Origin of the sequence: Lysinibacillus zambalensis (assembly GCF_040183165.1) — a bacterium.
Lineage (GTDB): Bacteria > Bacillota > Bacilli > Bacillales_A > Planococcaceae > Lysinibacillus > Lysinibacillus zambalensis.
In genome coordinates this window covers 85,897-97,891 of record NZ_JBEGDG010000002.1, presented here as the reverse complement: position 1 = coordinate 97,891, position 11,995 = coordinate 85,897, and the positions used below count along the sequence as shown (strand labels likewise).

Below are 11,995 nucleotides of genomic sequence, written 5' to 3'. Positions count from 1 at the left end.
TTTTTTTTGAATTTAATACTTGAAAACTCAACAGTTATAGTGTACTATTCAACTAGTACACCATGAAGCGAAGGAACCCTTTTTAGATTAATTCATTTATAGACGATTCGAGATGTTCGAATAAGGGGGCTAGCAATAATAGCTTTACTATACTAGAAATATTTAATGAATTGAAAAGGAGATTAAGATGAAAAGAATTTTTTTATATTTATTAATGGCATTATCAATTGTGGTCATGTATGGTTGTTCACAAGATACAATGCCTAAAGAAGAAAGCAAAAAAGAAAGTAAGGAAAATTCAGCTAGCAATGTGCCTGTTAAAATTCCAGACGATCTATTTGTTTCTAATAAAAAGAATGAAACTATTAGTGAAGATGAAATGAAAGCAAGTATAAAAAAGTATATGGATTATAGTCATGTAATCGATGAAGAAATGCAAACAATCGTTTATAAAGATGAGGATGCTACTGAATCGGATTGGGAAAAATTAAAAAAATTAATGGATGAAGGAAAAAAGAATGATGCGAATTTCAATGATTTTTTAAGTAATAATACTATCCCTGATGATTATAAAGAACCTTCAAAGACAATTTACGAATTTGTATCTTCCATCAGGGAAACTTTAACACAATTTGAAGAGGAAATTGTTGGTGCGGTTGAAAATGGTAGTTTGACCGAAATATCAGATTTTGCTTCAGAGCATTTTTCTAAAGCGAATGGAAGGCAGCAATTAAAAATTGAAAAGTTTTTAGACGAGAAAAATATAAAAACTACATATTTTGATGAATAGAAAGAATATATTTTTTACCCTTCATTGTTTTTGAAGGGTATTTTTTCGTCGAATTATTTGGTGGGAAAAGTATTGACCTGTGAGCAACCCCTAGGTTTAGGCTAAAGGTATTCGTAAATATATTTATGAAATACTAGTTTGAAGCGGGGAATATGCATGAGTAAAGAAAAGAAACTAAAAAAACCAGTAGCCAATTTTATTCTACTAACCAATATCATTTTTTTGCCACTTTTTTGTGTTGTAGGAGTCATCAGCATGTTAGGATTTCCTGCGTGGGTTATTGATGTAATGTTTTGCATATCAGCATGGTCTTCAACCTTTGCATTTGCAATTCTATTTAAAAAAATCTATCCAGGGCAAAGTTTTATCCAATTTGTAAAAGATAAATTCAACAATAAACTTAAATTTTCTGTGATTCTTAATGTGATTTGGATTCAAACCTTCATATTTTTGATGGTTTTGTTTCTCGTATCCAAAAATAATGAAGTAGACTCTATTTTTACTGTTTCTTCCTGGGGAATGCTGTTTTACTTCTTTTTTAAAAACCTTCTTTCTGGACCATTAGGAGAGGAACTAGGGTGGAGAGGTTTCGCTCAACTTGAGCTTCAAAAGAAGAATTCACCATTAAAAGCGTCGATCATCATTGGATTTTGGTGGGGTATGTGGCATCTGCCCATATGGTTTACTACAAGGCTTGTAGGCATTGAATTAATCAAATATATTCTATTCTTTATGATAGCAATCATGTCTATTAAAATCGTCATGACAGCATTTTTTAACTTAAATAAAAATCTAGTCATCCCAATCATTATCCATCAATTATTTAATTTTTTTATAGGGCTAATAAACGGAAACTTACTCGATTTAATCATGTATAACGCCATTTTTTATTTTGTTGCAGCGGTTATATTCATCATTATCAATCCAAAGAATGTACTGTATGGACAGAAAGATACAAATTTGAGACTTCAACCCCTAAAGGGACAAGCTGACTAATGGCAGTGGGCTTCCTGAGTTACTTCGGCACGAGAGGCCACCTTCAAATCGAGAGCGAAGGTGGCTTTTCTCATGTTAAATGCGGTAGTTGTGGCATTGAGTTGGAGAGGTAGCTGACCGATAAAGTTTATATAATCGAAATTTTCTGTTGATTTATAGTGAAGGGTTATGGCACACTATAGAAGTGAATCGTATTCCAGGTTTTTCCTGTGGAAGGGGATGTTATTAATGACAACTTATATCATATTGGTGGTTTTAATTTAACCGAATATCGGGCATAGTGAATTCCAATCTTTTATTATAGCTTGGCATAAGAGCAAGCGGGAATATCACTCTTGTTTTTTTGCTATGCCGTAAACAGTAACCTTTCGTGAATACTGCTGATAGCGGGATACGATGAAAGTCGTATTCCTTTTTAATTTTAGTCGACTTTTGGCTATTCTCCGCGAAACAGCAGCTTCTTAGGAGGCTGCTTGTTCGCGGTATTTTTATGCCCAAATACAACTTTAATTTTTGGGAGAGGGTCGGTTCAATGATTGATTTGAGACAATACGGCTATATCGCAGCCGAAACACCGCCGATAGGTTTAATACCTGGAAGGGTTACAGAACTACAGCGAGAGCAATATACCGTCATCACCGAACAAGGAGAAGTTACGGCTGTATTGAAGGGCGCTTTCTACCACACTGCGGTATCTCGGGAGGATTTTCCTTGCGTTGGTGATTTTGTATTTCTGCAATACAACGAAAATGGTGCTTCCCGCATTGCCAATTTGCTGCCTCGCCGCTCGAAATTTTCCCGTGCTAACTATTCGGGACATGCAGCAGGGTATGTCAAAACTATATTGGAGCAAGTAGTAGCAACGAATTTTAATTACGTATTTATCGTGTCGTCCTTAAACAGGGATTTCAATGTCAGCCGCATCATGCGCTACCTGACACAGGCACGACAGAGCAACAGCCAGCCAGTCGTTATCTTAACAAAAGCTGACTTGGTCCCGGATTTCAGCATACCGTTAGCTAAAGTTAAAAAAGCCGCTCCTGATGTGCCAGTACATGCAGTTTCCAGCCACAACGGGAGTGGTTTAGACGAGTTGAGTGAATATTTGCAACCAGGAAAAACCGTTGTATTACTCGGCATGTCCGGTGTGGGAAAATCCTCGTTGCTAAACGCTTTAATGAATCAGGAAGTGATGACTGTCAAGGCTATCCGAGAGGCCGACAGTCGGGGACGGCACACAACAACGCATCGTCAGCTTTTTATGCTTCCGTCCGGTGCGATGGTTATTGATACGCCTGGTATGCGTGAACTTGGACTGTTCGGTGCGGACGACGGGATCAGTGCGGGATTTAACGATGTGGAGGAATTATTCACACAGTGTCGTTTTAATGATTGCCGCCATCATTCAGAGCCGGGCTGCGCTGTTCTTGCTGCCCTTGCTGATGGATCATTGGCACCAGAGCAATGGGAGCGTTACCTTGTACAGAAGCGGGAAAGCAGGTTTGTAGATGATAAATCGAAGTATCTCATCGATAAACAGGCGAGACAAAAGTCTATTGACATGCGACATAAGGGTAAAAAGGGAGGATACAAAAAATGAACAAATATGATGAAAAGGTTGTAAAACCCGAAATACTGACGCTTGTTTTGAGTAAAATGCTCGACAAGACGATAATCCGCGCAGATTATCAACTTAAAGAGTTGCAAGGAGGGACAATAGGAATTGTTCGGCTTGTAACAGGCATGGCTGAAACTTCTGATGGTGAAAATCTTCCGTATAAGATGATTTGGAAAACACAGAAAAAATTTGAGCGTTATGGTGATCCGGAATCATGGCGTAGGGAATTCGACCTCTATACATCGGATTTCAAAAAGGTTTTCTCTGATTCGTTCCGGTGGCCGGAATGTTATCACACCGAAATAAATGGCGATGAGATTCAACTGTGGATGGAATATATTGATGGTGTGTCAGGCTTAAATCTAACCTCGAAAATGTATGAACGTATAGCAGAGGAATTGGGGCGATTTCAAGGAAGGTTGTACACTGAAAGGCCAAAAGTGTTGCAGAATTTGTCCAATTTAAGCAATGTTGAGTATATGAAAAATTCCTATCTGCATTATCGGTCATGGAATGTTTTGTATGATTATATACGCTCAGATGACTGTGAAATCCCGAAGCATCTGTGTAAAATGCTCATAGACATTGATAACAATGCGGACGAAATATTAAGTCGAATCGAAAAGTTACCAATAGTGCTTTGCCACAGAGATTTTTGGGTGGCAAACATATTCTATTCGGATAATGAAATCGTACTTATCGATTGGGATACCGCCGGATGGGGGTACATGGGTGAGGATATCGCGAGTTTAATAACTGATGAAGCGGACGTCTGTCATATGATTGAATACTACCAAAAATGCATTCCGGCATATTACAGAGGTTTTTCGGAATATGCGGATATGTCCAATGTATCTGAACATTGTATCTATGAACTAATCCTTGCTATGTTCGGGTACAGGCTTGTGGAGTGGTATAAATTCGCTACGTCTCCCGAAGATAAATCAATGCACCTTAATACTTTGCAAAAAATCTATGAGATGAGAAATATGTAGAAAATATTACTATTGTGTATTCGATGTATACAAATGGATGAAAGTCTGTGAATTGAGATTTAATTCAATTTACGGAGGTATTCGTATTATATAGTTCAATCAGATCTTTCTGGTTGAACTTTTTTATTTAGATTCAATCAGTAGCCCAAGTTAGAACCTATAGGGGCGTGGACATTGATCCTATAAAAAGGCTTTATTGTGAGCTAAAAGGGAAAGAGTAGGGTCTAATCATAATAATAAACATATTATAACTTCAAGATTTTTATTTTCACAAAGGAGGAAAAGAAGGATGTCAATTGTTCAAGTAACAACAAAGGAAGAATTAAGAGAACACTTAAAAACTAAAAAGATCGTGTTAATAAATTTTTGGGCTGAGTGGTGTGGCCCGTGTAAAATGTTCAAAGGGGTGCTTAAAGAACTGAATGAAGAATTCAGTGGTAAGGTGAAAATTATAAGGGTGAATGTGGAGAAAAGCCCGGATATTGCAGCAGAATATAAGGTAATGGGAATTCCTCATTCTCGATTGATTATTCATCATAAATTACGTGAACCAATTATTGGATATGTGCCTTTTGAACAACTAAAGCAAATGATTGGAATATGATTCGTTAAACAGCTGTACAACCATTTTGGGTGAACATCTAAAACGGTGCTCTATTTAAAGAAAGCCGTCTGTATACAAAATTAGTGAGGTGAATGTTTCACGATAATAATCATCAAGCCAGACAAGCAAAAAAGATTACTCTTCTTGCTTGTTTGACTTGATTTCTAAATATAATGAGAAACTAATTGCAACGAACATTATCGTAGAAAGTATAATCGAAAACGTGGCAGTATAGTAGATGGATGTAATCAATAGGATAAGAGAACTAATGATCATGACAACTCGTAGTAATATATCTGTTCTTTTACTAGGACTAAAAAAATCTTGAAGAATAGCAAATAAATAATATACGCCGAAAAATAAAATATATTCATAAACAAAAATAGGCTTCACAAAATCTGGAATTCCGAAATAAATTAATTGGAAAGTTAACATGAGCGGTAGTATATAATGTATAAATTTGCTAAAGGAATTCATCAAAATATCACTCCTTTTTTATTAATAAAATACCATATATTGTAAAATACGAATGATTCGGTGGAGTAAATGTGCATTCCAAGAACGTGTGTTAAATCATTTCGAGATTAAGCTTGTAACATTAGAAGTACCGTCATAAATAAAACAAGGGGATGTTTCCTCCATCATAAAAGTAGTAGACCTTTTATACATAAATGTTTGTAGTAGGATGTTAGTCAAATATGATTTTTCAATCAGTTTTGATTATATACCAGCTCGTGTTATAATGAGTAACTTAAGGTAATAAAGACGTTCCTTATAACTGAACGGATGCCATGAAAGCCTCCGCATAGAGATAAAATATAGAGGTGTAAAAGATTGAATAAAAAATGGACGATTGAAAAAATTAAAGAATTTGTTGAAACTAATTCGGAAAGTAAGTTGCTAACGACTGAATATCACGGTTTTTCTCAAAAGTTATTATTAAAATGTGCGTGTGGTAGCAAGTTTGAAAAAACATTTACAAAGTTTAAAAATAAACATCAACGTAAATGTGACGTTTGCCAACCGCCAAAAGAATCACGCTAATTAATGATAAACGAAGTGTTTAAATGAACTAGATAATGTTTACAGCTGCAAAGAATATTTTAAAAGTGAGTAGGAGAACAAACATGATAGAGATCAAAACATCTCCATTAAGTGATGGAGAATTCAATAGAGGGGTATTTGCAACGTGTGATATTAAAAAAGGTCAGCTTTTACACGAAGCCCCTGTCATTTCATACCCAAATGAACAACATGAACACATTGAGCAAACATTACTCGCTGATTACGCATTTGAGTACGGGATCGGCCAATCTGCTATCCTTCTTGGTTATGGTATGTTGTTTAACCATTCTTATGAACCTAATGCAACGTATGAGATTAATTTTAGAAACCAAACTTTTGATTTCTTTGCTTATACGGATATTAAAGCCGGAGATGAAATTCTAATCAATTATAATGGCGACGTTGATGATAAAGAGCTACTGTGGTTTGATCAGGAAAAAGAGGATTAAAATAAATGGGGGCGTTGATCCAACAAGGATTGACGCTTTTTTTGTTGAAGTTATTGAGTTTATTAGCCCATCAGGTATGTTTGCTGCGAAATTCCTTTTTGTGCTGAAGAGGCCGAATACTTGAATAAGAAAGTAGTATATTGATAGTGACACTTTCTTAAAGATCATTGAGTTGCATAGGCAGCTCTTTTTTCTTATTGAACAGAGCAGTTTAGTTAAGTAATGAACATATATTCCCTTTTGGTTGAGTTATCAAAATTCGATGTTCAGTAATTTATTTAAAGTCTAAGAATATGTTAATGAGGTATTCAAAACAATGATGAAAATAGTACCACTTAAGCCTTGCGGGTGTGTTAGTTAAAGATTTATGAACTTCCTTGTATAATTTTATTCTTGTTAAGAGCGGTATAGAATCCCTATAAAAGTAATTGGATAGTGTAGTTTTCTTTGCTAATGAAAGGAGAAATTATATGGAAAACGACTGGGACAAAGCTATAGGTTCTCTTTCTAAAATTAAAGTTTTTTCAAATCCAAATAACGAACCAGTAACCATAAGTGGGGAAGCTGATGATTTGAAGTGTATAGGTGTCGGGACAGATGCGGCTGTTTTTCAATCTCTTTCCGCACCAGCTTATGCATTTAAAATATATGCCGAGGACAAAGTACACAAAGTAAAAGTTGAAGCAAATGTTTATCAAATATTAGAAGATTCACCTTACTTTTCAACATGTTTTGCTTCATACGACGAATACCTCGTTCTAAGTTACGAAGAAGGAAAAACACTCTTTGACTGCATTCTACAAGGTATTCACATTCCAGAACAGGTTGTAAATGAAGTGGAGGATGCAAGAGAATATGTTCGGAATAAGGGCCTTAACCCCCGTGATATCCATTTGAAAAATATTTTACTACAAAACGGAAGAGCAAAAATAATTGATGTCTCTGAATACACACTACAAGGTAATGATTTTCGATGGGAGCATTTTAAAAAAGGATATGAACAATACTATCATTTAATAGATGGAAATTCTGTGCCGTTTTGGTTAGTAGAAATGATTCGAAAGTGGTATAACCAGTGGGGAAAGAATTCTTCATATGAAGAGATTTCAAAAAAAATTTTAAAACTTCTGTATAAAAAAACGTTGAACTAACAGGGACATTAATTGAACAGAGAAACTTTTATTATGGTGTTTCTCTGTAGTAATTAAACTAAAAGTACTTCTGAAAAAATTCCTTCCTAAGTTTTCCAAGTTGTTTTACTTTTTTCATGCTCCATTAAACTTTGAATTACTTCAATGGGTGCGCATATCTTTATTATTTTATCTCCTTTACCTTTAACAATAGCAGAGCGTTCTGACCAATTAATACGATTCATTTCTAGTGAAACAATTTCTCCAATTCTACATCCCGTTGAAAATATAAACTCAAGCTTATTCCATGGGGGTATTTCATGCTCAAGTAAATGTTCAATTTCTCTTTTAGTTAAAAACTAGAGATTAGTTTTCCGACTTTTGGTTTTTTTATTTAAGCCACTGATTTTATAGGTTCTTCATGCGACCATCGGGATAATGATTCTGAAAATGAAATTCGGAGAGCATGTCTTGAGGGTTTAAGATACACATTAGATTTTGCTAGTTCTCTTTTAGTTGAACAGTCGTAAATAAATAATCCATTATAGATGGAAAGGAGAGAGAGCTTTAACTGATTTTCAGCTTCTCTATTTTCTGTTTTCCATGTAGCCTTCTTCCTAGTTGTACCTTGTTTTTATTTCTATGATACAAAACAATACCGTGATATAAACCTGCCATGGTTAGAGACTTTTTGGAAAATATACCGCTATCATTTTTCAACTAGTCACTAGATATGAAAAAGACTACTATTCATTCAAATAGAGTGGGCTTTTTTGTCCATTGAGGTGACTTGAATTTCTACGCGAAAAAGGAGTTATTCTTAAAATATAGTATATTCAGAGAGTAACTAGATAGAGGTTTTATGGGCGATTGGTAATCAAATTTCCACCTATTTTCTTTAAGTCCTTGAAGGGAAAGGACTTGATGCCAATTTGAAGCAATGATGGTTTATGTGACTATAAGTAAGGGCAGTAGATAACGTTCTCTAAGTTAGCATACTGTTCATTTTTTAATTGTTAAATACTATATTGATTTGATATTTATAGTATTGAGAACAATTAAGTGAGTTTTATTTAACTAATGGGGAGCGATTGTTTAATAAGAGCAATCGCTTCTTGTGTTAACGTAGCAGGTTAATGTAATACATTATAAGTTTTTCTTATAGCAATCTTGAATGATTATATATAAATTCTAAGCGTTGTGGAGGTATAAATGGAGATATATAATTTTAGTAAAAATATTGGTAAGAAGATTACTAAATTTGATTCAGACTTTGTTATATCCCGTATTATCCAGTCTGGAGAAATGCAAACAAATGTAGGTTGTATGTACTTAGAAGAAAACGGAATTATTGGCTTTCATCAAGCAGTAGTACCTCAACTTCTTTTAGTTTTGAATGGAGAAGGATATGTTCGAGGTGAAAAAGAAGAATATGCCAAAGTTCAATTAGGTGATGCTGTCTTTTGGGAGAAAGATGAATGGCATGAAACCAAAACTGACACAGGATTAAACGCTATTGTTATTGAAAGTGAACAATTAAATCCATCATCATTTATGCCTTTAAAGAAATAGTTAATGTTCAATAAAAACTTGTAGTTTTTAATCCAAACTACTATTTCTTAAAAGCATACTCTATAAGAAATAGTGGGGTGAAATTATGTCAGAAAAAAAGAAAATTACTAGCATAAAACCTAACGGATGTTGTCCTCCGGTTAAATACACAGCGCTTAATAGTCATTGTCCTTCAGTTCCTGTATCTTCATGTCTTTGTGACTGTTGTGTTTCTCCACTTCAGTCCGTCTTACAACAACTTGTCGGCCAGACTGTAATTCTTGGTACTATTGCAGACGAACCTAATGTACCTCCTCTTCTTTTTTTATTCACTATTGTAGAGGTGAATGATTTTTTAGTTACTGTTACAAATGGAACTACAACCTATGTTGTAAATATTTCTGATGTAACAGGGGTAGGTTTTTTACCACCAGGACCTACTATCAATTTGTTGCCGCCTGTTGAATCTGGATGTGAATGCAATTGTCGCGAACGACCAATTAGACAATTACTGAATACACTTATTGGTTCAACAGTTAATCTTTTGGCAAGTAATGGATCTATTGCATTAGATTTTACCGTGGAACAAACAGGTCTTGGTATTGTGTTAGGTACTCTACCAATAAGTCCTAACCAACCAATCTTTAGATTTGCTATTTCAACTTGCAAAATTGTAGCTGTAGGGCAGACCAATTGAATAAAGAATGATGTTAAAAACAAATATTTAATGAGTCAGTATTTGTATTCTTGAACTAATGGAGCATTAATTAAACAGAGAAACATTTATTATGGTGTTTCTCTGTTTTAAATTAACTAAAAATATTTCTGATAAAATTCCTTCCTACGCTTTCCACTTAGGTGTGCAAGAATTTGGAGAGCAAGACTAGAGGATTTAAGATACACACTAGATTTTGCTAAGTACTCTTTTAGTTGAACAGTCGTAAGTGTTTCAATATCAACATCTTCAAAATAGCGAGTTATGATGTCGTCTGAAGATGATATACTTTTAAAGTTTGTAAGGAAAAACTTAATAGTTTTACAACTATATTTTTAACCCTGTTCTAAATTTAGAACGGGGTTATGCTAGTATCTCCTGCATGTGTAATCTTTCACATCCTGCATTTTATGTTATAAATCGCTATGCTTTTTTTATGCCGCAGAGAGTCCCATAGCTGCATTCGGTTTTTTCTTAATACAGTATTATCAATACATAAAAAATGAAAAAGCAAAATGGAGGGAAAAACATGAAAAAGAACGAAATAAAAATGTATTGGAATTTCACAAAAAATGGATGAATAGCGAAGATGGAGGTCAGTTACGTTCAGCTCTGGCTACTGCTATAATAAAACCATATAATACGAAGGGGTGCTATAGTTAAATTTTCGGTTCACGAAATATCAAACCAATCTTTGAGAAAACAGTAAAAATAAAATAAAAATACTTCCCTAATAAGTTTCCTTTATAGTTACTTAGTATTTATATATAGTTTTATAAAAAAAGTCTTGATAATATGGTTGCTATAAGTTTTTCATCGCTTATAGTTTCAGTAATTGCATTGTCGTTTACTTTTACACAAAAGAAGTAAACCGCCTCCGCCTCGCAACTTGGGAGTAGGTTTACTTTCTTCTCATTGCAAATCGCGTTTGAAGCGATTCGTCTTATATATTAGATATACATCTTCAATATGATGGTTTTTATTCACATAATAAAATTTGACGTAAAAATGATTGCTTTTTAGCAACGCATCGATCAGATATAACAAAACCTGCATCTTCTATCAAGTCATCAATTGTTTCAATTGTAACGACAACTACTTTATCGGCAATGCGTCGTGCATGTTGTAGAATATTAAATTGATCTTCGGTTGATATATGTGTAAATAAGTTATAGGGTAAATCAATGATCGCGACGTCATAATGTTCCTTAACCTCGGAGATTGGACCTAATGTAATGTTGCCTGTTAACCCAAAATAAGAGATGTTTTTTCTGGAACCTTGACAAACGTTGTAATTTATATCTCGCCCTTCTATATTAATCCCCATGGAAAGGGCTTCAATTACTACTGTCCCTATACCACAACAAGGATCAATCGCACGGATATTTTGAGGCTGTGGAACTGCGATATTTGCAACAGTACGAGCTACTCTAGTACTTAGTGCCGTTGAATAACTGTGTGGCTTGTGTAAATGATTATGCCAAATGGATTCACTCTTCATATGCTTTCCAAAATACCATATTCCATCTATTAAAATAAGACCAAATACAACTTCAGGCTCATTTAGTTCTGGTTCGCCATCGATGCACAATCCTACCTCGCGTTCTATCATTCGACGCTCTGGCAGATGAATTTTCTTCTCATCACCAATATCCATACTATTTAAACAAACTACTTTATAAGTTGCTTCCTTTACTTTTAAATCCTTCACCAATGTCTTGATGTTTTCGATACTGTTATCTTCAAATAGCACTTCAAGTCTGTCCTGCATAAAAGGGCTACGGCTTGGATCAATTTTAATAGGGCTTATTATATAGTTTGATTGGGAATCAAGATTAAAAAATGAACGCATCTCCATTCTGCACAGATCGTATTCATCAACATGATGTACATATGTGTATATAAATTTACTGTTATTTTGTTCGTTACTCAATTGATTATCATCCTTTTAAGTTGTTGTTCACTTGAATTCACTAATGTTCATAAAAAACAAATGAAGTTGTTATTTGGTAATCGTATCATAGGTGTCTCTATCAAGCTACTCCATATCAATATCGATTCACAATTATGTCGAGGAGAAAT

At 34.5% G+C, this 11,995-nt stretch carries 12 protein-coding genes and 1 pseudogene; 10 read left to right on the top strand and 3 right to left on the bottom strand.

Annotated elements, in window-relative coordinates:
* The first annotated feature begins 187 nt into the window (after window positions 1–187).
* The 5 genes from ABNX05_RS03315 (at window position 188) to ABNX05_RS03295 (ending at window position 5,003) form a co-directional block, all read left to right on the top strand.
* Entirely contained in the window at window positions 188–790 is a 603-nt protein-coding gene (locus tag ABNX05_RS03315; protein WP_349658410.1) for an NDxxF motif lipoprotein, read from the top strand.
* Between the two features lie 156 nt (window positions 791–946).
* The gene (locus tag ABNX05_RS03310; protein ID WP_349658409.1) at window positions 947–1,786 is read left to right on the top strand and encodes a CPBP family intramembrane glutamic endopeptidase; all 840 of its coding nucleotides are present in this window, start codon (window positions 947–949) and stop codon (window positions 1,784–1,786) included.
* 532 nt (window positions 1,787–2,318) lie between these two features.
* Window positions 2,319–3,386 (top strand): ribosome small subunit-dependent GTPase A, encoded by a 1,068-nt coding sequence (rsgA, locus tag ABNX05_RS03305; protein WP_349658408.1) that lies wholly within the window; start codon window positions 2,319–2,321, stop codon window positions 3,384–3,386.
* Window positions 3,383–4,399, top strand: coding sequence for an aminoglycoside phosphotransferase family protein (locus ABNX05_RS03300; RefSeq protein WP_349658407.1), 1,017 nt, complete (start codon window positions 3,383–3,385; stop codon window positions 4,397–4,399). The genes rsgA and ABNX05_RS03300 overlap by 4 nt, the downstream gene beginning before the upstream one ends.
* 289 nt (window positions 4,400–4,688) lie before the next feature.
* Window positions 4,689–5,003 carry a thioredoxin family protein gene (locus ABNX05_RS03295; protein ID WP_349658406.1) on the top strand — a complete coding sequence of 105 codons (315 nt, stop codon included), beginning with the start codon at window positions 4,689–4,691 and terminating at the stop codon, window positions 5,001–5,003.
* 135 nt (window positions 5,004–5,138) lie between these two features.
* Here the strand turns inward: ABNX05_RS03295 and ABNX05_RS03290 are convergent, their stop codons facing one another.
* Complete coding sequence (locus tag ABNX05_RS03290; RefSeq protein WP_349658405.1) at window positions 5,139–5,480, bottom strand: hypothetical protein; 342 nt, start codon at window positions 5,478–5,480, stop codon at window positions 5,139–5,141.
* Between the two features lie 357 nt (window positions 5,481–5,837).
* Here ABNX05_RS03290 and ABNX05_RS03285 point away from each other — a divergent pair, with 357 nt between their 5' ends.
* The 3 genes from ABNX05_RS03285 (at window position 5,838) to ABNX05_RS03275 (ending at window position 7,668) form a co-directional block, all read left to right on the top strand.
* Complete coding sequence (locus tag ABNX05_RS03285) at window positions 5,838–6,047, top strand: hypothetical protein (RefSeq protein ID WP_197143105.1); 210 nt, start codon at window positions 5,838–5,840, stop codon at window positions 6,045–6,047.
* Between the two features lie 83 nt (window positions 6,048–6,130).
* Window positions 6,131–6,517 (top strand): SET domain-containing protein, encoded by a 387-nt coding sequence (locus ABNX05_RS03280; protein ID WP_349658404.1) that lies wholly within the window; start codon window positions 6,131–6,133, stop codon window positions 6,515–6,517.
* Window positions 6,518–6,987: 470 nt separating this feature from the next.
* On the top strand, window positions 6,988–7,668 hold the full coding sequence (locus tag ABNX05_RS03275) for a serine/threonine protein kinase (RefSeq protein ID WP_349658403.1): 681 nt from the start codon (window positions 6,988–6,990) through the stop codon (window positions 7,666–7,668).
* 86 nt (window positions 7,669–7,754) lie between these two features.
* Here the strand turns inward: ABNX05_RS03275 and ABNX05_RS03270 are convergent, their stop codons facing one another.
* A complete protein-coding gene (locus tag ABNX05_RS03270) occupies window positions 7,755–7,892 on the bottom strand; it encodes a hypothetical protein (RefSeq protein ID WP_349658402.1) in 138 nt (45 codons plus the stop codon).
* A gap of 967 nt (window positions 7,893–8,859) precedes the next feature.
* Between ABNX05_RS03270 and ABNX05_RS03265 the strand changes: the two genes are divergently transcribed.
* Both ABNX05_RS03265 and ABNX05_RS03260 read left to right on the top strand, forming a co-directional pair.
* Entirely contained in the window at window positions 8,860–9,219 is a 360-nt protein-coding gene (locus ABNX05_RS03265; protein WP_349658401.1) for a cupin domain-containing protein, read from the top strand.
* A 187-nt stretch (window positions 9,220–9,406) separates the two neighbouring features.
* Window positions 9,407–9,895: pseudogene (locus tag ABNX05_RS03260) on the top strand (hypothetical protein); the annotation flags it as partial.
* 997 nt (window positions 9,896–10,892) lie between these two features.
* On the opposite strand, the gene ABNX05_RS03255 reads toward ABNX05_RS03260, so the two are convergent.
* Window positions 10,893–11,846 carry a TRM11 family SAM-dependent methyltransferase gene (locus tag ABNX05_RS03255; RefSeq protein WP_349658400.1) on the bottom strand — a complete coding sequence of 318 codons (954 nt, stop codon included), beginning with the start codon at window positions 11,844–11,846 and terminating at the stop codon, window positions 10,893–10,895.
* Between the last annotated feature and the right edge of the window lie 149 nt (window positions 11,847–11,995).